Origin of the sequence: Kosakonia sp. LAM2021 (assembly GCF_016620385.1) — a bacterium.
GTDB classification, from domain to species: Bacteria; Pseudomonadota; Gammaproteobacteria; order Enterobacterales; family Enterobacteriaceae; genus Kosakonia; species Kosakonia sacchari.
In genome coordinates this window covers 1,153,621-1,176,388 of record NZ_JAENHT010000001.1, presented here as the reverse complement: position 1 = coordinate 1,176,388, position 22,768 = coordinate 1,153,621, and the positions used below count along the sequence as shown (strand labels likewise).

18 protein-coding genes are annotated in these 22,768 nt (G+C 55.1%); 10 read left to right on the top strand and 8 right to left on the bottom strand.

Going from position 1 to position 22,768, the window contains the following annotated elements; all coding sequences use genetic code 11:
• The first annotated feature begins 39 nt into the window (after positions 1-39).
• The 4 genes from JKP81_RS05595 to JKP81_RS05580 are packed head-to-tail and all read left to right on the top strand — an operon-like array spanning position 40 to position 4,853.
• Positions 40-1,692: an MFS transporter gene (locus tag JKP81_RS05595; RefSeq protein WP_200550890.1), complete on the top strand. Its 1,653-nt coding sequence runs from the start codon at positions 40-42 to the stop codon at positions 1,690-1,692.
• A gap of 19 nt (positions 1,693-1,711) precedes the next feature.
• Entirely contained in the window at positions 1,712-2,794 is a 1,083-nt protein-coding gene (locus tag JKP81_RS05590; RefSeq protein ID WP_200550889.1) for an HlyD family secretion protein, read from the top strand.
• On the top strand, positions 2,791-4,167 hold the full coding sequence (locus JKP81_RS05585; protein ID WP_200550888.1) for an efflux transporter outer membrane subunit: 1,377 nt from the start codon (positions 2,791-2,793) through the stop codon (positions 4,165-4,167). Before JKP81_RS05590 ends, JKP81_RS05585 begins: the two co-directional genes overlap by 4 nt.
• Before the next feature lie 26 nt (positions 4,168-4,193).
• Complete coding sequence (locus JKP81_RS05580) at positions 4,194-4,853, top strand: O-methyltransferase (protein WP_200550887.1); 660 nt, start codon at positions 4,194-4,196, stop codon at positions 4,851-4,853.
• Between the two features lie 95 nt (positions 4,854-4,948).
• Here the strand turns inward: JKP81_RS05580 and hrpA are convergent, their stop codons facing one another.
• Positions 4,949-8,851: an ATP-dependent RNA helicase HrpA gene (gene hrpA, locus JKP81_RS05575; protein WP_200550886.1), complete on the bottom strand. Its 3,903-nt coding sequence runs from the start codon at positions 8,849-8,851 to the stop codon at positions 4,949-4,951.
• A 201-nt stretch (positions 8,852-9,052) separates the two neighbouring features.
• On the opposite strand from hrpA, the gene azoR reads away from it, so the two are divergent.
• The gene (azoR, locus tag JKP81_RS05570) at positions 9,053-9,658 is read left to right on the top strand and encodes an FMN-dependent NADH-azoreductase (protein WP_200550885.1); all 606 of its coding nucleotides are present in this window, start codon (positions 9,053-9,055) and stop codon (positions 9,656-9,658) included.
• A gap of 52 nt (positions 9,659-9,710) precedes the next feature.
• Here the strand turns inward: azoR and JKP81_RS05565 are convergent, their stop codons facing one another.
• Positions 9,711-10,151 carry a MarR family winged helix-turn-helix transcriptional regulator gene (locus tag JKP81_RS05565; protein WP_200550884.1) on the bottom strand — a complete coding sequence of 147 codons (441 nt, stop codon included), beginning with the start codon at positions 10,149-10,151 and terminating at the stop codon, positions 9,711-9,713.
• Positions 10,152-10,379: 228 nt separating this feature from the next.
• Between JKP81_RS05565 and JKP81_RS05560 the strand changes: the two genes are divergently transcribed.
• Positions 10,380-11,294 (top strand): LysR family transcriptional regulator, encoded by a 915-nt coding sequence (locus JKP81_RS05560; RefSeq protein ID WP_200550883.1) that lies wholly within the window; start codon positions 10,380-10,382, stop codon positions 11,292-11,294.
• On the opposite strand, the gene JKP81_RS05555 is transcribed toward JKP81_RS05560, so the two are convergent.
• Genes JKP81_RS05555 through JKP81_RS05545 form a run of 3 tightly spaced genes read right to left on the bottom strand, consistent with a single transcriptional unit; the run spans position 11,266 to position 14,427 of the window.
• Complete coding sequence (locus JKP81_RS05555) at positions 11,266-11,592, bottom strand: YdbL family protein (protein ID WP_065370606.1); 327 nt, start codon at positions 11,590-11,592, stop codon at positions 11,266-11,268. The two genes, JKP81_RS05560 and JKP81_RS05555, sit on opposite strands and share 29 nt — an antisense overlap.
• Before the next feature lie 7 nt (positions 11,593-11,599).
• Entirely contained in the window at positions 11,600-11,791 is a 192-nt protein-coding gene (locus tag JKP81_RS05550; protein WP_016495926.1) for a YnbE family lipoprotein, read from the bottom strand.
• Complete coding sequence (locus JKP81_RS05545; RefSeq protein ID WP_200550882.1) at positions 11,788-14,427, bottom strand: YdbH family protein; 2,640 nt, start codon at positions 14,425-14,427, stop codon at positions 11,788-11,790. Before JKP81_RS05545 ends, JKP81_RS05550 begins: the two co-directional genes overlap by 4 nt.
• 171 nt (positions 14,428-14,598) lie before the next feature.
• Here JKP81_RS05545 and JKP81_RS05540 point away from each other — a divergent pair, with 171 nt between their 5' ends.
• The 3 genes from JKP81_RS05540 to hslJ all read left to right on the top strand — a co-directional run bounded on the left by JKP81_RS05540 (position 14,599) and on the right by hslJ (position 16,438).
• Positions 14,599-14,784: a hypothetical protein gene (locus JKP81_RS05540; RefSeq protein WP_200550881.1), complete on the top strand. Its 186-nt coding sequence runs from the start codon at positions 14,599-14,601 to the stop codon at positions 14,782-14,784.
• Between the two features lie 130 nt (positions 14,785-14,914).
• Complete coding sequence (locus tag JKP81_RS05535) at positions 14,915-15,904, top strand: 2-hydroxyacid dehydrogenase (RefSeq protein WP_200550880.1); 990 nt, start codon at positions 14,915-14,917, stop codon at positions 15,902-15,904.
• Between the two features lie 111 nt (positions 15,905-16,015).
• Positions 16,016-16,438, top strand: coding sequence for a heat shock protein HslJ (gene hslJ, locus JKP81_RS05530; protein WP_200550879.1), 423 nt, complete (start codon positions 16,016-16,018; stop codon positions 16,436-16,438).
• Here the strand turns inward: hslJ and JKP81_RS05525 are convergent.
• From JKP81_RS05525 to JKP81_RS05515, 3 genes are all read right to left on the bottom strand, one after another.
• Positions 16,432-16,698, bottom strand: coding sequence for a DUF333 domain-containing protein (locus tag JKP81_RS05525; protein WP_071925194.1), 267 nt, complete (start codon positions 16,696-16,698; stop codon positions 16,432-16,434). The two genes, hslJ and JKP81_RS05525, sit on opposite strands and share 7 nt — an antisense overlap.
• Positions 16,699-16,955: 257 nt before the next feature.
• Positions 16,956-18,473: a diguanylate cyclase gene (locus JKP81_RS05520; protein WP_200550878.1), complete on the bottom strand. Its 1,518-nt coding sequence runs from the start codon at positions 18,471-18,473 to the stop codon at positions 16,956-16,958.
• Between the two features lie 277 nt (positions 18,474-18,750).
• The gene (locus JKP81_RS05515) at positions 18,751-18,945 is read right to left on the bottom strand and encodes a CPCC family cysteine-rich protein (protein ID WP_200550877.1); all 195 of its coding nucleotides are present in this window, start codon (positions 18,943-18,945) and stop codon (positions 18,751-18,753) included.
• Between the two features lie 236 nt (positions 18,946-19,181).
• Here JKP81_RS05515 and nifJ point away from each other — a divergent pair, with 236 nt between their 5' ends.
• Positions 19,182-22,706, top strand: coding sequence for a pyruvate:ferredoxin (flavodoxin) oxidoreductase (nifJ, locus tag JKP81_RS05510; RefSeq protein WP_200550876.1), 3,525 nt, complete (start codon positions 19,182-19,184; stop codon positions 22,704-22,706).
• Positions 22,707-22,768: the final 62 nt, after the last annotated feature.

Here is a 22,768-nt window from a genome sequence, read left to right as displayed (position 1 = left end):
TCGCGAACGATCACCATTAGCCCCGCTCAGGAAAATGTAATGCGTTTGCCGAAAAGCGACCCGTATAGCCCACGCGAATGGCAGCCACATGAAAAACCGATGCTGCTGGGTTCGCCTTCCACGCCCTATCACAGCACTCCGCGCCGTATCGCCTATGGTGTCGTTGGCCTGCTGGTTTGTATGACTGGCGCGCTCGGCAACGCGATGGTGACAGCTAATCTGCAAAACCTGCAAGGCACGTTTGCCGCCTGGTCGACGGAGATCGCCTGGCTGCCCGCCGTGTATGTGATGACCAATGTGTCGATTAACCTGCTGCTGGTAAAGTTTCGCCAGCAATATGGTCTGCGCGCATTTACCGAAGGGTTTCTGGTGCTGTATGTACTGGTGACCTTCTTCCACCTGTTTATCAACGATCTTAGTTCTGCCCTGTTTGTCCGCGCCGCCCACGGCATGGTGGCGGCGGCGCTCAGTTCGCTCGGCATTTACTACCAAATCCAGGCCTGGCCGGCGAAACATCGCTTAAAAGCGCTGACCATTGGTATTACCGGTTCGACGCTGGCGATTCCGATTGCCCGCCTTTTTTCTACCGAGCTGCTGCAACTGGACGAGTGGCGCGGGCTGTATCTGTTTGAACTTGGGCTGGCGCTGCTCTCGCTTGGCTGCGTGATCGCCTTAAAATTGCCGCCGGGCGATCGTAAAAAAGTGTTTGAAAAGAAAGATTTCATTACCTTCTTCCTGCTCGCGCCCGGTATGGCGCTGCTGTGCGCGGTGCTGTCGCTGGGTCGGCTGGACTGGTGGTTTGAGGCACCCTGGATCGGCTGGTCACTGGCAGGCGCCGTGGTGCTGATCGTCTCGGCTATTGCCTTTGAACACAATCGCAGTAACCCGCTGCTTAACACCCGCTGGCTCTCCAGCGGCAGCATTGTGCGTCTTGGGTTAATTATGCTGCTCATCCGCATTGTGCTCGCCGAGCAGAACACCGGCGTGTTTGGCTGGCTGCAATATGTCGGCCTGCAAAACGAGCAAATGACCAGCCTGGCGTGGTCGATCCTCGCGGGCATTGTCTGCGGTATTACCGCCAGTTGCCTGACGATTAAACCCCAGCGGCTGGCCTGGCCGATTGTCACTTCGCTGGCGTTGATGATTATCGCCTCGCTGCTCGATAGCCAGTCGACCAGTTTGACGCGGCCCAATCAGTTGATGTTAAGCCAGTTTTTACTCGGTTTTGCCAGTGCGTTTTTTATCGCACCGGCGATGCTGGCAGGAATTGGCGGCGTGGTGGCGGAGCCGCGCAACCTGGTCAGTTTCTCTGTGTTGTTTGGTATGAGCCAGAATATCGGCGGGCTGCTGGGTTCGGCGATCCTCGGCACGTTTCAGACCTGGCGGGAAAAGTATCACTCCAGCCTGTTAGCGGACCAACTCACCACCCTGAACCCGCTGGTCAATGAGCGTTTGCAATATTACAGCCAGATGTTTCAAAGCCAGCTTGGCGACAGCTCATTGCTTAGCACGCAAGCGGTGACACAACTGCAAACGGTGTCGACGCTGGAAGCGAATATTCTGGCTTACAACGATACGTATCTGCTGACGGCGAGCATTGCCGCCGCCACGCTGATTTGGATTTTATGGCGCTTGTTGCGCCTGCGCATTACTGCTCGCCTTGTGTTGAAGCGGGCCACTGGGAGCAAATAATAATGTTACTGGAGTGTCTATGAGCCAGCAGGATGCCGCCAAAGAGCGGGCCAATACCCGCAGCAATTTACGTGTGGTTTCTCTTTTTTCCGCCGCCGCAATTGGTCTGGTGGGCGTACTCGTCATTCTTTACGCCTGGCAGTTGCCGCCATTTACGCGCCATACCCAGTTTACCGATAACGCCTACGTGCGCGGTCAGACGACATTTATCAGCCCGCAGGTGAATGGCTATATCACTGAAGTGCCGGTACAGGATTTCGCGGTCGTGAAAAAAGGCGATATGATTATGCAGATTGATGATCGCATTTACCGCCAGCGCGTCGATCAGGCGAAAGCCACGCTGGCGATGAAGCTGGCAGCGCTGGATAACAACCTCCAGCAGCGAAAAAGCGCGCAGGCCGTCATTGCCCGCAACGAAGCCGCGCTTGCCAGCGCGAAAGCGCAGGATCTGAAATCGCAGGCAGATTTAAAACGCGTGAAAGCGCTGACCGCAGACGGTTCGCTCTCCATCCGTGAACGCGACGCTGCACTCGCCACCGCCGCGCAGAACACCGCCAGTATTGCCCAGGCACAAGCGACGCTTGAAATGTCGCGCCAGGATCTGCAAACCACCATCGTTAATCGCGGGTCGCTACAGGCGGATGTGGAAAACGCCAAAGCCGCGCTTGAACTGGCGCAAATCGATCTGCAAAACACTCGTATCGTCGCTCCTCGCGATGGGCAACTGGGGCAAATCAGCGTGCGACTTGGCGCGTATGTCACCGCCGGAACGCACCTGACCTCGCTGGTGCCGTCGCAACGCTGGGTCATCGCCAACCTGAAAGAGACGCAGCTGGCAAATGTGGTTGTCGGGCAGGCGGTGCGTTTTACCGTTGATGCACTGGACGGGCGAAGCTACCACGGGCGCGTGGAGAGCATCTCACCGGCCACCGGCGTGGAATTTAGCGCTATCAGCCCGGATAACGCCACCGGTAATTTTGTCAAAATCGCCCAACGTATTCCGGTGCGCATCCAGGTGGAGGCGAAACCCGACGAACTGGCAAGGCTGCGCCCTGGAATGTCGGTGCAGGTACATATTGATACGCGGGAGGCAGAGCAATGAAGCGGCGTCTCACCGTTGTCGCGTTGAGTCTCATCCTTGCCGCTTGCCAGTCTGCCAATGTTCAGCAAGCCCAACCGTCGCTGCAGATCCCGGCGGCCTGGCGCAGCGAGGCGGGTCCGGTCAGCAAAACGGATAGCGTCTGGTGGCGCAACTTTCACGACAGCCAGTTAAACCGCTATGTCGATCAGGCACTGCGCCACAACAGCGACGTGCTGATTGCCCGCGAGCGGGTCAATGAATATCAGGCGCGGGTTTATGCCGCCGACAGCGCACTTTTTCCCGAGCTGGACGCGGGCATTTCCGGCACCCGCGCACGGTCGCAATCTGCCGCGACGGGTTTACCCGTTTACAGCACCTTATACAAAGGCAATCTGACGGCCAGTTATAACGTCGATATCTGGGGAGCCAGCCGCAGCGCCTCTCGCGCGGCGGACGCCTCGCTGGAGGCGCAGAAAGCAGCCGCGGCAGCGGCTGATTTGACGGTGGCGACCAACGTCGCTTCCGGTTACCTCACGCTACTGTCGCTGGATGCGCAGTTGCAGGTCACGCAATCCACGCTGGCAGCGCGGGAAGATGCGCTCAAACTTGCCCGCCGCCAGTTTGAGACCGGCTATACTTCCCGGCTGGAGCTGATGCAATCGGATTCCGAGTTGCGCAGTACGCGCGCGCAGATCCCGGTGCTGCAACATCAGATAAGCCAGCAGGAAAATGCCTTGAGTGTGTTGCTGGGTCATAATCCGGGCGCGGTGAATCGTGGTGAATTTGCAACCTTAACGCCGCTGACATTGCCCTCGCAATTACCGTCGAGTTTGCTTAACCGCCGGCCGGACATTGTGCAGGCGCAGCGCCAGTTGATTGCCGCCGACGCAACGCTGGCCGCGTCGCAGGCGAAATTACTGCCGTCGATTAACCTGACGGCAACCGGCAGCATGCAGGACGATACGCTGCCCGGTTTGCTGGATAATCCGCTGCGGTTGTGGAGCATTGGCGGCAGCATTCTTGCCCCGTTGCTCAACCGCCAGGCGCTGAATGCGCAAGTTGATGTCTCGATGTCGCAGCGTAATCAGGCGCTTTATACCTATGAAAAAACCGTGCGCAACGCGTTTAAAGAGGTGAACGATAGCCTCGATGCCATCACCCGTCTGGGCGAGCAGCTCACCGAGCTTGCCGGGCAAGTCGATGTCGCGCAAGAGACGTTACGCATTGCGCAAAACCGTTATCACAACGGTTATTCCTCTTATCTGGACGTGCTGGATGCCCAGCGCACGCTGTTTTCCGCTCAACTGAGCGCGGTACAGGTCAAAAACAACCTGTTACTGGCGCAGGTGGATCTCTATCGCGCACTGGGAGGTGGCTGGTCCGGGCTAAATTAAGTTTCTGATAAACCAGGAGTAATGCTATGCAGCAGAAGTGGTCCGCGGTTGACGAATACTTAGTAAAACAGCTGATTCCGGAAGATGAAATCCTGACGCAGGAGCTGGCAAATAACCAGCGCGCAGGGCTTCCGGCGATTGATGTTTCGCCCGCTCAGGGGCAATTACTGGCGCTGTTTGTGCGCATGGTGCGGGCGAAGCGCATTCTTGAAATCGGTACGCTCGGCGGTTACAGCACGGTGTGGATGGCGCGCGAGCTGCCAACCGGCGGCGAACTGCTGACGCTGGAAGCCGATCCGCTACACGCGGCGATAGCGCGCGAAAACCTGCAGCTTGCCGGCGTAGCGCATCAGGTCACCGTCGCCGAAGGCCCGGCGCTGCAGACGCTGGAAAACCTCGGCGAACGCCCGCCGTTCGATCTGATTTTTATCGACGCCGATAAACCCAATAACCCGAACTACCTGAAATGGGCAATGCACTATGCCCGTCCGGGTACGCTGATTATTGGCGATAACGTCGTGCGCGACGGTGAAGTGACTAACCCGACCACCACCGATGCCAGCGTGCAGGGCGTGCGTAAATTCATTGAGATGATTGGTGCCGATCCGCGCCTGACGGCCACTGCCATGCAAACGGTCGGCGTCAAAGGCTGGGATGGCTTTACGCTTGCCTGGGTGAATGCATAAGGTTGCGGTGCCAGTCATTGCCGGATGGTGAACTCGCTTATCCGGCGATAGCTGAAGTGATGGAGTTAGCCCGGCTACCGGGCTAACTCCTGCCATCAGGCGCTGATCTGCTCCATTGCCTGCAGGATGCGCTTATCGGAGATGGGATACGGTGTCCCCAGCTGCTGCGCAAAGTAGCTGACGCGCAGCTCTTCGATCATCCAGCGGATCGCTTTTACATCCTCATCTTCCCGGCGTGCCGGCGGCAGTTTATTCAGCCACTGCTGCCATGCTTGCTGCGTCTGCTCGACTTTCAGCATCTGCGCGCGGTCGCGGTGCGGATCGACAGCCAGTTTTTCCAGCCGCTTCTCGATGGCTTGCAGGTAACGCAGCGTGTCGCCCAGACGGCGGAAACCGTTGCCGGTAACAAATCCGCGATACACCAGACCGCTCATTTGCGTTTTGATATCCGACAGCCCGAGCGCCATGGTCATATCAACGCGCCCTTTCAGCCGCTTGTTGATAGTGAACACCGCCGTCAGGATCTGTTCGACCTGTTTGGCGATTTCCACCACCGTTTCGTTCAGTTCGGCGCGCACTTTTTCATGCAGCGCGGTGAAGCTCTCTTCCGTCCACACCGGGCCGCCCGCTTCATCAATCAGTTTGTCCACGCCGCAGGAAATGCAGTCATCAATCAGATCCAGCACTTTGCCGTACGGGTTGAAATAGAGCCCCAGTTTGGCTTTGTTCGGCAATTTTTCGTGCAGATATTTAATCGGCGACGGAATATTCAGCAACAGCAGGCGGCGGATACCGCGCCACATCGCCTGTTGCTGCTCCAGGGGGTTATCGAACAGCTTGATCGCGACACTGTCACGTTCATCGACCAGCGCAGGCCAGGCCTTAACCTTATAGTTACCGCGTTTTTGCTCGTAGCTTTCCGGCAACTGACCAAAACTCCAGATATGCAAACCGCTCTGCTCGATGCCGTCATCAGCAACCGCAGAAAGGGTTTCCTGCACTTTGCCTTTCAGGCGCTCTTTCAGTTCGCTCAGCGAGCGACCTTCGAGCAGCTTTTTATTTTTGTCATCCACCACGCGGAAGCTGATTTTCAGGTGATCGGGCACCTGATCCCAGTGCCAGTCGTCGCGGTCGACGGTCACGCCGGTCATCCGGCGCAGTTCGCGCTCCAGCGCATCCAGCAACGGCAGTTCCAGCGGCGTGACGCGCCCCAGAAACGCTTCGGCATAGTTAGGCGCGGGAACGAAATTGCGCCGCGTCGGTTTCGGCAGCGATTTAATCAGCGCAATCACCAGTTCGCGACGCAGGCCGGGGATTTGCCACTCAAATCCGCTCTCTTCAACCTGGTTTAATAACGGCAGCGGAATATGCACCGTGACGCCGTCGGCATCCGCGCCCGGTTCAAACTGGTAACTCAGGCGTAGCTTCAGGTTGCCCTGATGCCAGAAGTTGGGGTAATCGAGCTTACTGACGCCCTCTGCGCCCTCTTTAATCAGCATGCTCTTTTCGAAGTTGAGCAGATCGGGGGCTTCACGGCTGGCCTTTTTCCACCAGCTATCGAAATGGCGGGCGGAAATCACCTCGTGGCTGATGCGCTGGTCATAAAACTCAAACAGCGTTTCGTCGTCCACCAGAATGTCGCGGCGGCGGGATTTGTGCTCCAGTTCCTCCACTTCCGCGCGCAGTTTCAGGTTATCGCGAAAGAAAGCATGCCGGGTTTGCCAGTCACCCTCGACCAGCGCGTGGCGAATAAAGAGTTCACGACAAAGCATCGGGTCTATCTGGCTGTAGTTTACTTTGCGCGCCGCAACGATCGGCAGACCATAAACGGTCACTTTTTCCGTTGCCATCACCGCGCCCTGCGCCCGCTCCCAGTGCGGTTCACTGTATGAACGCTTAATCAGGTGCTGCGCTACCGGTTCAACCCACTCCGGATCGATACGCGCGGCGATGCGCCCCCATAAGCGGCTGGTTTCCACCAGTTCTGCCACCATTGTCCATTTCGGCGGTTTTTTGAATAAACCAGAACCGGGGAAGATGGAAAAACGGGCATTACGCGCGCCGGTAAATTCCTGTTTGTCGGCATCTTTCATACCAATGTGCGACAGCAAACCGGTTAACAACGCAATATGAATTTCGCGATATTCCGCAGGCTCGCTGTTGACCGGGATCCCTAACTCTTTCACCACCTGGCGCAGTTGGGTGTAGATATCCTGCCATTCGCGTACACGCAGATAGTTCAGGTAATCTACCCGGCACTGACGGCGGAACTGGTTTGACGAGAGCGCTTTTTGTTGCTCGCCCAGGTAGTTCCACAGGTTCACAAACGCGAGGAAGTCTGACTCTTTATCATGGAAGCGCTGATGCTTCTCGTCTGAAGCCTGCTTTTTATCCAGCGGTCGTTCGCGCGGATCCTGAATCGACAGCGCTGAGGTAATGATCATCGCTTCGCGCACACAACCATGTTTTTGCGCTTCCAGCACCATACGCGCTAAACGCGGATCGACCGGCAGTTGCGATAGCTGGCGGCCCAGCGGCGTCAGTTTATACGCCGTCTGTTGCTCGTCGGTGGTGATCGCGCCCAACTCTTCCAGCAGGCGTACACCGTCCTGAATATTGCGTTTATCCGGCGCTTCAACAAACGGGAAAGCGGCGATGTCGCCGAGCCCTAAAGCCGTCATTTGCAGAATGACCGACGCCAGGTTGGTGCGCAGTATTTCCGGATCGGTAAATTCCGGGCGTGACAGGAAATCGTCTTCCGAATAGAGGCGAATACAGATCCCTTCCGACACGCGGCCGCAGCGCCCTTTACGCTGGTTCGCGGAAGCCTGAGAAACCGGCTCAATCGGCAGACGCTGCACTTTGGTGCGATAGCTGTAGCGGCTGATGCGCGCGGTACCCGGATCAATGACATATTTGATGCCCGGTACCGTCAGCGAGGTTTCCGCCACGTTGGTCGCCAGCACGATGCGTCGCCCGCCGTGCGGCTGGAATACGCGGTTCTGTTCACTATTTGATAAACGCGCATACAGCGGCAGGATCTCCGTGTGGCGCAGATCGCGCTTGCTCAGGGCATCGGCGGTATCACGGATTTCCCGCTCGCCGCTCATAAAGATCAGAATATCGCCTGCACTTTCGCGCCCAAGCTCGTCCACCGCATCGAAAATCGCCTGTAGCTGGTCGCGTTCCGTGTCATCCGCTTCTTCGACAATCGGCCGGTAGCGCACTTCCACCGGGTAGGTACGCCCGGACACTTCGATAATGGGCGCGTTATTGAAATGGCGCGAGAAACGTTGCGGATCGATGGTGGCGGAGGTGATGATGATTTTCAGATCCGGGCGACGCGGCAGTAATTCACGCAGATAACCCAGCAGAAAATCGATGTTCAGGCTGCGTTCGTGCGCCTCATCGATAATGATGGTGTCGTATTGCATCAGCAGGCGATCCTGCTGGATTTCCGCCAGCAGAATACCGTCGGTCATCAGCTTGACCATGGTGTTGTCGCTGACATGATCGCTGAAACGCACTTTATAGCCGATGCAGCCGCCCGGCTCAGTTTTCAGCTCTTCGGCAATACGGTTAGCAACGGTGCGCGCCGCCAGACGACGCGGCTGAGTATGACCAATCAGCCCTTTAATGCCGCGCCCCAGCTCCATGCAAATTTTCGGTAACTGCGTGGTTTTACCGGAGCCCGTTTCGCCGGCCACAATCACCACCTGGTTATCGCGGATAGCTTCGAGGATCGCCTGTTTTTTCTGGCTGACCGGCAGATTGTCCGGGTAGTCAATGGTCGGGCGCGCAGCTTCGCGCTGCGCCACTTTTCCGGCGGCTTCGCTTATCTCTTGCGCCAGCGTCTGCAGCAGTGCTTGCTGAGATTCAGGATTTTTAACTTTCTTGCTGCCATGCAGGCGGCGGGCGAAACGCTGCTGGTCGCGTAGCATCAGGGTGTTGAGCTGCGCGCTGAGGTCGGTAATCGTCAATTTCTGTTGTTCTGTCATAGCGTTATTGGGCAGAGCACTGCCGGGAAACATCTTAAGTTCGCAATCGCAGTAGGATAGCACATCGCAGTAATCCTTTTCTTGTTCAAGAAATTCGAACATAGGATTCGATATATTGCGCTATTCATGTTGAGAGTTTGTGAATAGAGTGTCATGACGTCACGGGGCAACCCATTGCAAATACAATAAAGGAAACACCCAATGAGCAAAGTTTTAGTTCTTAAATCCAGTATTCTGGCAGGGTACTCACAGTCTGGTCAGTTGGCCGATTATTTCGTTGAACAGTGGCGTGAAAAACACGCAGCGGATCACATTACCGTGCGTGACCTGGCCGCTAACCCGATCCCGGTGCTGGATGGCGAACTGGTTGGCGCGCTGCGCCCGAGCGATGCCCCGCTGACACCGCGTCAGCAGGAAGCACTGTCGCTCTCCGACGAGCTGATCGCTGAACTGCAAGCGCATGACGTGATTGTCATTAACGCCCCGATGTATAACTTCAACATCCCGACGCAGCTGAAAAACTACTTCGACCTGGTGGCACGTGCTGGCGTAACGTTCCGTTATACCGAAGCAGGTCCGGAAGGTCTGGTGAAAGGTAAACGCGTCGTCGTGGTTTCCAGCCGTGGCGGTATCCATAAAGATACCCCGTCCGATCTGGTTGCCCCGTACCTGAAATTGTTCCTCGGCTTTATCGGCATTACGGATGTGAACTTTGTCTTCGCAGAAGGCATTGCTTACGGTCCGGAAGTGGCGACCAAAGCGCAGACCGACGCCAAAGCCGCCATCGACAGCCTGGTGGCTGCCTAAGATTTCCCCCTCTCACCTCTTGGTGGGAGGGTGCTTTCTCCCGCTTTTCCGGCTATTCACCTTCCGCAATGTACTCTTTGGTGGTCAGCAGAATGGTGGTAAGCGCCTTCTGCAGATGTGATAAATCCAGAGCATTAAACACATTCCTCAGCACCGGCATTAACGCCTGCTGAACGGCATCATAAGTTGCCATTCCTGGCGCGGTGATTTTGATGGCATATTTACGACGATCGTGCACATCCACGGCTCTGGCCAGGTATTTACGTTTCATTAATTGCTTAATAAGCTCGCCGACGCTCGGCTCTTTTAGCCCCAGCCGCGCGGCGATTTCCCGCTGGGTTAATAGGGCTGGCTCGTTGCGGATGAAAACAAGGACCATCCAGCTATTAAAGCCGAGTTCGTACTCTTTTATTTTCTCATCGATCAGCAGACGTAAGTTATGCGAAGCCAGATACAGCAAATGTACACTCGATAAGAGTCCCGGGTTGTCCATAATCGATCCTGGAAATACAGCCTAAGAGGCGTGGTGCCGGGTGCCTCCCGGTAGGCTACGTTTGATCCCATAGCCTGCGCAGCAATGTAAAACCGACCAAAGCGCCCCGCCGCATAGGGGGATTCACCACGTTAATCAGCGTCGTTGGTTAAGACGCGTCGACAAGCCTATACCGGGCTAATTATAATGAAAATAGCCAATCACTTATCATTTCTATAAATATTCATTATGTTTAATCCGCATCTGTTACGTTCTTTTTCGGCGCTGATCCAGGCGGGATCTTTCACCCGCGCCGCCGACAGGCTTGGCATTACGCAGGCGGCGGTGAGCCAGCACATTCGCCAACTGGAGCAGCAAACCGGCACGTTGATGTTACGCGGCAAACGCACGCTGGAATTAACCCCGCAGGGTATTGCGTTACGTGAATATTGCCTGGAACTGGAGCAGGCCAACAAACGCCTGATGCACCGGCTGGATGATAAAGCGCATCACGGTGGAGAGATAAGCGTAATAAGCCCAGGCAGCATTGGCCTGCGTATCTACCCGTTATTGCTTAATTTGCAGCAAGCCCGCCCGGAGTTAAGCATCCGCTATCGCTTTGCTCCCGATCACACGGTGATCACGGCGATTGCAGAGAACCGTTTTGAATTAGGTCTGGTGACTCAGCAGCCGGATGACACCCGTCTGGTGGCAGATAAATTTACCGAAGAACCGCTGGAGTTATTGTTGCCAGCCGGATTCGCGCTGAATAACTGGCAGGATTTGCACACGCTTGGGTTTATCAACCACCCGGATGGCAATGCGATGGCAACACGTCTGTTAAGCCGCCGCTTTCCCGGCAATCCGGGCATTCATACGCTGCCGGTGAGCGGGTTTATTAATCATATCGGGTTGATTGCCGAACCGGTGGCGCGCGGGCTGGGGTTTACCGTGCTGCCCCGCTACGCGCGGCTGGCTTATCCTCGCCAGGCGTTGTTGCAGGTCGACAGCGATCCGGTTCATGTGGTGGATACTCTGTGGCTGATTCACCGTGCCGAGTGGCCATTAACCCGTCGGGCCGAGGAGGCGCTGGCGTGGTTGCGCCAGCATCTTGCCCAGGAAGGTAACGTGCCGCTTACTGTTTCTTCAGCCATTTACCGTTAATGCCCTGCACATAGTCGCCGGGTTTTGCGCGCTCCACCAGTTTCTGCCCGGCCATTCTGGCAACGTCATCGACGGCGATGTTGTTGCGATCGGCCAGTTGCTGGTAGCTCTCAGTGCGCGCTTTGTTAATACGCTCTACCAGCGCCAGCGTCTCTTTATCCTGGCTTATCGGCGCGACATAGCCGTTGAGCGTTTCACCGACGCGCCCCTGGGTGCGGGCTTCATCAAGCGTCAGCGCCTGAGCGGTTGCGCTGAAAAGGCCAACGGCCAACAGCGCGCTTATGACACGTTTCTTCATCATCGCCTCAGAACAAGTCGCTACGGGTTTTCAGCAGGGTTTCAACGTCTTTATCCACTTTGATGTGAATTTCATGCTCGATCTTCACATTCATATTGATGGTAATCGGCTCTTTCGGTGCCGCTACCTCAATGCGCGGCGTGCAGGCGGCCAGCAGCATTGTCGCCATCAAGACGGGCACGGCTTTCAGGGTTCTCATTTTTTATCCTCACACTCTTCGCCCTTCGCGCAGCGGGCTTGCGGTAGCGCCGCGTGTTGCTCAAGCCATGACTGCAAATTGTCGCCAAAACGTAAACTGCGCCATAAGGTGAATACATTCTCCTCATGGGTATAGTTCAAATTCACGGTACTGCTTTTGCCATCGACAAAACTGGTGCCGCGCAGGGTGGCCTGCAGCGTCAACAGCCCTAAATTATCCAGATTGATCTTCGTCCATGAACGAGAAATTTCCATATAGCGCAGCCAGTTAATCGCCGCGCCCGCCGCCATGTTGTCTTTCACCACCGCATCGGCGGTATCTTTATCGATCCGCAGCGTCATCGGCCCGGGGTTGTGCAACCAGCCATCTTTAATGATCCATTGCGGGTTATCCAGCCACAGCGGCAGCGCGCCGTCAAACGGCCCGGAAAGCGCAAACTGCTTCGGATTCACCGCGCTGATTAACTCACTGGCAGAAATGTGCTTCAGACGCAGCAGCGCCGGATCGTGCTGCGGCATACGTAACTGCTGCATAGTCACTTTCCCGCCGAGCACATCGACGCTGACATCGCTTAATACCAGCGGATCTTCCTCACTCCATGGCCACGCGCCCTGCAAATCGGCGGTGACGTTTTTCGCCGTCACCTGGTTTGTTATCTCACCAATGCGCAGCGAAACCGGCCTGCGGGTGCCCAACTGCCAGCGCCCCTCGCGGTAGCGGAATGGCAGCACAAAATCGACGCCGCGAATTTGGTTGTCCGGCGTCCAGACACTGCCGCTTTTTAGCACGCCGTGACCGCCCGCTTCAAAGCCTTGATCCGCTGCGGCGGAAAAGGCGACCTGCGCATACAGTGCGCCATCCAGCAGCTTCATTTTCCAGTCCGGAGGAATAAGCGGCTGGAATACCGAGAGCGCCTGACGCGGCCACCACGCCTGCCCACGCAAACGCTCGCCATCCCAGCGGCCATTAACCTGCACCGGGCCAATCGTATCGGCCTGCAACGCGCCCTTAAACTGAAACATGGTCGGATCGTCGCCTGCAACGCTGAATGTCAACGTTGAAGGTGGTAAGACACTTCCCGCGCTGAAACTGGTTTGCCCGGCATCCAGCGTCAGTGCGCCGGTGAATTGCGGGTTTGTTGCATCACGCACCCATTTTACTGGTGCATCCAGCATTAACCGGGGCGTAGCCATGTGCATCGCGCCATATTGCAACTGGTCAAAACCGGTCGAGAGATCGTTAAGCGTAATCGTGTTGTCATTCCATTCGCCACGACCGGCGACATCCCAGCGCGCATTCATCGGCGTGAAATTGCCGTCACCCCAGTAGCGCCAGCGCCACAGGCCGTTATCCGGCAGAAAATCCTGCGCCTGACCATCAAGATGCAGACGGAAGTCCCCCATCGCATTCTCATGCGCGCGAAGGATGGCCTGCAAACGCCCGTCAATACCGTGCTGAGTCAGCTTGACGCCCGCCAGTGGCCAGCGCACTTCATCTATATTTAACGAATCAATCACCCGCCCGCGCGAGCGCAGCAGCGCGCCAGGCGTAAAAACCAGTTGCGGATCGTCAGCGCTGCCGCTCAGATGGGCGGGAAGCACGGCATAAAACACCAGATCGCCCTGCTTTGCTTCGCCGGTTAGCTGCAGCGGCATATCGTTATTGTCGATACCAAGACGGCCAGGGCCAATAGTCAGCACCGCATTGCCTTTCCCGGCGTCGCCCTGCGTCAGCACGTTTAACCGGCCACTGAACTGCGCCTTTTCCAGCCCCTGTTGCCAGTCATCCACTTTTAACCCAACACGACCGCTCAGCGGAAAGCCCTGATAAGGCCAGTTCCAGCGCCCATCGCTGATGGTCAATTGGTCGGGCGTAAGCTGCCACGGCAGATCGAGCAGCGGATCGCCCTGATCGCGCGCCATGACCACCAGTTGCCCTTCGTTATCGCGCCAGTCGAGATCGACATCCACCACACCCGGCTGCTGCGACAGGGTTAAGGTGCTTTCCATATGTCCGTTAACGGGAACACTGTCTGGAACATCCGGCAGGGTAAATTCGCCACCGAGCGTAAACGGCGGCTGGTCATCGACAAGACGCAGCGCCATGCGGCTAACCGTTAACGCCTGCCCGCGCAAACGGGCGCTGAGTTCGATGCGCTCACCAGAATAAGTGAGTTGCTGCACATCCGGCGTCAACGACGCGGATAATTTGCCTGTCCATGTTTTCCACGGCGAAACGGTAAAACGCTCCACCGTCAGCCAGCTATAAGGAAGCAAGGCTTGCCATTCGGCCAGCGTGCGCGGCGCGTCAGAAACAGTTTCACTTTGTGGCAGTTTATTCAGGCAGGCGGTGTTAATATCCAGCGCGCCAATATGAAGCTGCCAGCGGCTGGGGTGTGTCAGTTCGGCGTTCTGTAATGACGCCAGTTGACAATCGCCGACCAGATAGCGCAGATCGGGGATTTTTAACGCATGTCGGGTGAATCGCGGGCTCTCTTCCATGGCGATACGCGTGCCGGCTGGCAACCAGATCCCGACCAGCGTCGGCACCCATTGTGCAAGCGTCAGCAGCAGCGTAAGCGGCAACAGAATGAACAGTAACACCAGGGCGATGGCGGCTTTGTATTTACCCTTCATGGGTAGCTAATATCCTGATTTTGCATATGATTAAGCCGATTCTGGCGGTTATTGTGGCATGTTTGACCGCCCCTTTGAAGGCGCGAGCCATTTTAATCATAGTCTGGCGATTGCATTTTCAGTAGTTACAGCGAATAGTGTTTTAATATCATTAATTTATGGATTCAGCGTATGTTCACAAAAGGCTCTTTAATTCGCGGCTGGTTTATCGGCACCACCGTTTTCACCTGCTTTACCTTCAGCGATTATCTCAGTGCAAACTACTTTCACGACTCCAAAATTCCATGGCTTATCGGGGTTATTGCAGCGACGGTTATTAGCTGGAGCACGCGCAGCGCATTAAAACAATTGCGCTAACAGGTGTCACACAGCGGATATACTGAACTGGATACATTCACCGCGCCCATGACTGCCAATAAAATTTGAACGTTTACATAATAATTTTAAAACGTGATAATGTGGGTAGAAAACCATTGGAGAAAGTCTTATGAAACTCGCGATATACAGCACAAAGCAATACGATAAAAAGTATTTGCAGCAGGTAAACGAGAAATATGGCTACGATCTTGAATTTTTCGACTTTCTGTTAACCGAAAAGACTGCCAAAACCGCGAATGGCTGTGATGGGGTCTGCATTTTTGTTAACGACGATGGCAGCCGCCCGGTGCTGGAAGAGCTGAAAAAGCTCGGCGTGAAATTTATCGCCCTGCGCTGTGCCGGGTTCAACAACGTTGATCTCGACGCAGCAAAAGAGCTGGGTTTGCAGGTCGTGCGTGTTCCGGCCTACTCACCGGAAGCGGTCGCGGAACATGCAATTGGCATGATGATGACCCTGAACCGCCGCATTCACCGCGCGTATCAACGTACCCGCGATGCTAACTTTTCTTTGGAAGGGCTGACCGGCTTTACCATGTACGGGAAAACGGCGGGCGTGATCGGCACCGGTAAAATTGGCGTTGCCGCGCTGCGTATTCTGAAAGGGTTTGGCATGCGCCTGCTGGCGTTCGACCCGTATCCGAGCGCAGCAGCGCTGGAGCTTGGCGTGGAGTATGTTGATCTGCCAACGCTGTTTTCACAGGCGGATGTTATCTCCCTGCACTGCCCGCTTACACCGGAAAACTTCCACCTGCTTAACCGCGACGCCTTTGATCAGATGAAAGATGGCGTGATGATCATCAATACCAGCCGCGGCGGATTAGTGGATTCGCAAGCTGCGATAGAAGCGCTGAAAACGCAAAAGATCGGTGCGCTGGGAATGGATGTGTATGAAAACGAACGCGATCTGTTCTTTGAAGATAAATCCAACGATGTTATTCAGGACGACGTGTTCCGTCGCTTATCAGCCTGCCACAACGTGCTGTTTACCGGTCATCAGGCATTCCTGACGGCCGAAGCGTTGATTAGCATTTCCGAAACAACGCTGGAAAACCTGCGCCAGTTACGCGACGGCGAAACCTGCCCGAACGCGCTGGCCTGATTGTCCGGGGTTCCCCTGCCTGCACGGGAACCCTTTCGGACAAACCCCGATGACGCCCAGGCTTAGCCTGTTAGAATCCCCCACGTAATGGATAACCCCTTAGAGGACGAGATGAAGAAAATTATGACTTTGGTTGCGTTGAGCGTAGCGCTTTCTGGCTGCGTGAGTTCCCGCACCGACACATTGAAGCCACAGCAACTGGCAGATCAACGATTTGTGCTGACCACCGTAAACGGCCAGTCCGTGCAGGGTAATGGCCCGGCACCGGAAATCCGTTTTGATAAAGACCTGCGCGTATCCGGCAAAATGTGCAACGGCTTTATGGGCCAGGGAAAACTCTCTGAAGGCAAATTGACCGTCAAACAGATGGGCATGACCATGATGCTTTGCCCTGACCAGCAGCGTAACGAACTGGATCACACCATTAATGCGATGCTCAGCGAAGGCGCACAGGTTGATCTGACTGACAACCAGCTGACGCTGGCGACGGCGACGCAAACCCTGATTTACACGCGCGCGGCGAACGCTCAGTAACTGCCGCAGCTCCCGGTGGCAAGCGACTGCTCACTGCAGCGTTTGCCATTTGGCAAAGCACACATTCCCACCATTGAACCATCGAGTTGCCGGGCAACTGACAACGAACCACCAATCATTGCACAATTCGCCTGACCACCATTTGACATCGCGGCTTTAAGCCCTGGAGCAACGTGTGCTGCGGTCGCTTGCTGAACGGGTTCACTGCTGCATGCCGATAATAATAAAGCGGCACATCCTACTAAAAACGCTGCGCGCATTTCTCTCCCCCTGCCCCTGTGTCCTCAGGATAATTAAAAAAAGCGAAACCCAAGCATCATAGGCAGCAAGACGCAATACGTCGAGAGCTGAAAAGCATCTTTATGCGACCTGGAAACATTTTTTTGCGCTTTTTGGGACGGGTGAACACAATTCATCGCAAACAGGGATTCACATGGTACGTCAACTTAGCGCCAGTGGCAGATATCCTGGTTGCACTCAGCAGGCTGCTTCGGCACGAGCGGTAACTGAACTCACCTCACGCTATTTCACGACGTGAGGTGACCACGCGGTCACGTCCTGAAGATTTCGCTGCGTAAAGCGCCTCATCCGCAAATTCGATGAGCATCGCTTCGTTACCCTTCAATGCGGCGGCAAACCCGGCGGCAACACCAATGCTCACACTCACGACGCCAAGTGGGCTTTGCGCGTGGGGAATATTCCCGGCCTTAATATTAAGGCCTATTTTTCTGGCCATATTCTCTGCGGAGCGCGCATCCGTTTCAGGCAGAATAACCACAAACTCTTCTCCGCCATATCTGGCGGCCAGAAAAGGCGGCTCGCTAATGGTATTTTTCAACGTTTCGGCAACTACCTGTAAACAGCTATCACCGGCAATATGCCCGTAATTGTCGTTATATTTTTTAAAGTAATCGACATCAATTAATAGCAGTGCAATCTGCTGCTTGTGACTGGCACATTTCGCCACTTCGACCACTAAAGCCTCATCGAATTTGCGCCGATTCGCAAGCCCGGTTAAACCATCTTCCGTCGCCATCACTTGCAACTCGGCATTCTCAGACGCCAGAGATTCTTTTGCTGCCGACAGCTCTTTACCGATGCGGATACGGTTGCGAACATCCTGAATGAGGTAATAGCTGGAGAAACTGACGCAGCCGATAAGAAACAGGATGATAGCAGCAAGAATTTCAGACTGACGACGCCAAGAGGCCATGGCTTCATCCACGCTAACGGCAACGGTGGTAACCAAACCATAGCGTTTATTTTTTTGAAATGAATAAATACGCTCTATTTTATCGAAACGCGAAACAGACGTTGCGATCCCGGAATTCCCTCTTTTTAAATAATCCGTAAATAATGGCGAGTCCGAAATTTCCCTGCCCATATATTTAGCATCAAAAGGATAACGTAAAAGCACGATGCCAGAGTCACTGGTTAACGCAATCGCGCCCTGTTTTCCAATGTCCAGCTTTCCATAGGTTTGCAAAAAAGTGGCAATATTCAGCGTCAATACAGCAACACCTTTAAAATTCCCTTCGTTGTCTTCCAGTCGTCGGCTAACGGTGATCACCCATTGACCATTCGTTCTGCTCACCACAGGCGGTCCGATAAAGATCTCCTTTGAGTTATTATCCCGATGGTGGATGAAGAAAAACCGGTCAGCGCTGTTACTCCTGCCCAAAAAATTCTCCTGCAAAGCGATAACTTTATTTCCCTTATCATCATAAATAATGATGTTATTCAACTGGGTGAGAAGCTGATTCTGGTCGGCGAGTATTTTCTTAATGTTAAATAATTGCCCGGGATCCATACCATATATTTCCGTTACGTCAGAAATATTTTTTATCAACATCTCGCTTTGCCGAATAATCCCCTCCGAATAGGTATCGAGGGTATGACTCAGGTTGGATATATTCGTATTAAGTTCGTTCCGCGTATGGTTTTTTGTACTCAAGATCTGAACAATCAAGGTAATGGATATCGCGAAAAAGACAACAGTAATGAAAGTTGCCGCAAAAAAGGTCTCTTTTTTCATCTTATTTTTACCCGTTACGACTCCTTCACAAGAACCACTGTAACTGTAAATCTCAATTATCAAGAAACACACATCTGAAGATTTAATTCAATAAGTTATTTACCGCACTTAAACGCAACGGCCGATAATAGCAGCATTGCAAATCCCTGTTTGTTAAGAAAAGATGACCATCTCATTCTTAAACAGCGCGCTTTTGCCAACCTCCATCATTTACAGTACATGGCCATTGAGATGATTCAACGTTCTATTATCGTGCAGCGCAGCCATCACTGCGCCGTTATGTTGGGAATTGTCGACGATACGCTTTTTTCGCGTCATTAAGACTCTGCGCATTCGCCCCGCCCGCCAAATCAGGATTTTCTGCCTGCAGCGGATCATCCTCCCAGTGGCAAACAGGACAGATCTCCCACGCACCGCTTTCTGCAAGCGTTTTGCCGCCGCAGCAAGGGCAGCGCAACTGTTGTTTTGTCATTGCTTTTTTCCGTATTTAAGTGCATTCCAGCACGAGGGTAACAGCTAACGCCCTGTACAAGCGCCATTAGGCTTCGCGATACCCTACCGTTAAATCGTAATTCATTGATTCCCGTTATACCTCAGGACACAAAAGCGAAAATTGCGCAGACGTTGATTTGCTAAAATAAGTGGATAACTACAGGGTTTGTCGAAGTTACACAAGCCCCCTCCTATTGAGCAATGTAAGGGTGCCATATGATTACTATTGACGGTAATGGCGCGGTCGCCTCAGTCGCCTTCCGCACCAGTGAAGTTATCGCCATATATCCCATTACCCCCAGCTCGACGATGGCTGAACAGGCAGATGCCTGGGCCGGAAACGGCCTGAAAAACATCTGGGGCGACACGCCACGCGTCGTGGAAATGCAGTCGGAAGCGGGCGCGATTGCCGCCGTACACGGGGCCTTGCAGACTGGCGCACTCTCAACCTCGTTTACCTCATCGCAGGGTTTGCTGCTGATGATCCCCACCCTTTACAAGCTGGCGGGTCAATTAACACCGTTTGTTCTGCACGTCGCGGCACGCACCGTTGCCACCCACGCACTCTCCATTTTTGGCGATCATTCCGACGTGATGGCGGTTCGCCAGACCGGTTGTGCAATGCTCGCTGCCGGGAGCGTGCAGGAGGCACAAGATTTCGCGCTAATTTCGCACATGGCGACACTGAAAAGCCGGGTGCCATTCATTCATTTCTTTGATGGTTTTCGCACCTCGCACGAAATCAATAAAATCGTGCCGCTGGCGGATGACACGATCCGCAACCTGCTTCCTCAAGCGGAAATTGATGCGCATCGTGCCCGCGCGCTCAACCCGGAACATCCGGTGATCCGTGGTACTTCTGCCAATCCGGACACCTATTTCCAGTCTCGCGAAGCGACCAACCCGTGGTACAACGCGGTGTACGCGCACGTTGAGCAGGCGATGGATGATTTCGCCACCGCCACCGGACGGCAGTACAAACCTTTTGAATACTATGGTCATCCGCAAGCCGATCGCGTGATCGTGCTGATGGGCTCGGCGATCGGTACCTGCGAAGAAGTGGTCGATGAACTGCTGACGCGCAGTGAAAAAGTCGGCGTGTTGAAAGTGCGCCTCTATCGCCCGTTCAGCGCCGCGCATCTGTTGTCCGTGTTGCCAGAAAGCGCGAAAACCATTGCCGTGCTTGATCGCACCAAAGAACCGGGCGCACAGGCGGAACCGCTTTATCTGGATGTGATGACCGCGCTGGCAGAAGCGTTTAATAACGGCGAGCGGGAAACCCTGCCACGGGTGATTGGCGGGCGTTACGGCCTTTCGTCAAAAGAGTTTGGTCCCGAGTGCGTGCTGGCCATTTTTAACGAGCTGCGCGCGGCGAAGCCCAAACCGCGCTTCACCGTCGGTATTTACGACGATGTGACCAACCTTTCTCTGCCGCTACCGGAAAACACCCTGCCATCGCATGCCAAATTAGAAGCGCTGTTCTATGGGCTTGGCAGCGATGGCAGCGTCTCGGCGACCAAGAATAATATCAAGATTATCGGTAACTCTACGCCGTGGTATGCGCAGGGTTATTTTGTCTATGATTCGAAAAAGGCGGGCGGCCTGACCGTTTCGCACCTGCGCGTCAGCGAAAAACCGATCAACTCGGCTTATCTGGTGTCGCAGGCGGATTTTGTCGGTTGCCACCAGTTGCAGTTTATCGATAAGTACCCGATGGCCGAGCGCCTGAAACCGGGCGGTATTTTCCTGCTCAACACCCCCTACAGCGCCGACGAAGTCTGGTCACGTTTGCCGCAGGAAGTCCAGGCGGTACTCAACCAGAAAAAAGCCCGACTCTATGTGATTAACGCCGCGAAAATCGCCCGCGAATGCGGGCTTGCCGCGCGCATTAACACCGTCATGCAGATGGCATTCTTCCATCTCACAAATATTCTGCCGGGCGACAGCGCGCTGGCTGAATTGCAGGGGGCGATAGCCAAAAGCTACAGCAGTAAAGGCCAGGAACTGGTAGAACGAAACTGGCAGGCGCTGGCGATGGCTCGCGAATCGTTATTTGAAGTGCCGCTGGAAGCGGTTAATGCGCAAAGCGCGCATCGCCCGCCGGTGGTGTCTGATTCTGCACCTGATTTCGTGAAAACCGTGACGGCGGCAATGCTGGCCGGTCTTGGCGATGCATTGCCCGTCTCCGCGCTGCCGCCGGACGGCACCTGGCCGGTTGGCACCACGCGCTGGGAGAAACGCAATATCGCCGAAGCGATCCCTATCTGGAAAGAAGAGCTTTGCACCCAGTGTAACCACTGTGTTGCCGCCTGCCCGCACTCGGCGATCCGCGCCAAAGTGGTCTCGCCGCAGGCAATGGAAAACGCGCCGTCGAGCCTGCATTCACTGGATGTGAAATCCCGCGATATGCGCGGGCAGAAATATGTACTGCAAGTCGCGCCGGAAGATTGCACCGGCTGTAACCTGTGCGTGGAAGTTTGCCCGGCAAAAGATCGCCAGAACCCGGATATCAAGGCCATCAATATGATGTCGCGCCTTGAACATGTCGAAGAAGAGAAAGTGAATTACGACTTCTTCCTCGATCTGCCGGAGATCGACCGCAGCAGACTGGAGCGCATAGACATTCGTACCTCGCAGTTGATTACCCCGCTGTTTGAATATTCCGGGGCGTGCTCAGGATGTGGCGAAACGCCGTATATCAAACTGCTGACGCAGTTGTATGGCGCCCGGATGATGATCGCCAATGCTACCGGGTGTTCATCGATTTATGGCGGTAACCTGCCCTCGACGCCCTACACCACCGATGAAAACGGGCGCGGGCCGGCGTGGGCGAACTCACTGTTTGAAGATAACGCCGAGTTCGGTCTTGGGTTCCGCTTAAGTGTGGATCAGCACCGCCTGCGCGTAATGCGGCTGGTTGATCAGTTTGCGGAGCATATTCCGGCGGAACTGAACGCGGCCTTGCACGCGGAAGCGACCCCGGAAGCGCGCCGCGCACAGGTGGCAGAACTGCGTACCGCGCTGGCGTCTGTCGAAGGCGCGCAACAACTGTTGACCGATGCTGATGCGCTGGTCGAAAAATCGATTTGGCTGATTGGCGGCGACGGTTGGGCGTACGATATCGGCTTTGGCGGCCTCGATCATGTACTGAGCCTGACTGAGAACGTCAATATTCTGGTGCTCGATACCCAGTGTTACTCCAACACTGGCGGCCAGGCCTCCAAAGCCACGCCGCTGGGTGCCGTGACCAAGTTCGGCGAGCATGGTAAACGTAAAGCGCGCAAAGATCTGGGCGTCAGCATGATGATGTACGGCCACGTTTACGTCGCGCAAATTTCACTCGGCGCGCAGCTCAACCAGACGGTGAAAGCCATTCAGGAAGCAGAAGCCTACCCCGGCCCGTCGCTGATTATTGCTTACAGCCCCTGTGAAGAGCACGGCTATGATTTGGCGCTGAGCCACGATCAGATGCGCCAGCTCACCGCAACCGGCTTCTGGCCGCTGTACCGCTACGATCCGCGTCGCGAAGAGGAAGGGAAAGTTCCGCTGGCGCTGGATTCTCGGCCGCCGTCAGATGCGCTGGCAGAAACCTTGCTTAATGAGCAGCGCTTCCGTCGCCTGAACGCGCAGCAGCCGGAGGTGGCGGAACAGCTATGGAAAGATGCCGCAGCCGACCTGCAAAAACGCTACGACTTCCTGGCTCAGCTGGCAGGTAAAGCGGAGAAAAACGCGGCAGAATAAGCCTGCCGCCGAAAAAGCCACCGGTTGACGCCGGTGGCTTTTTTAACGCACCGATTTTGCAT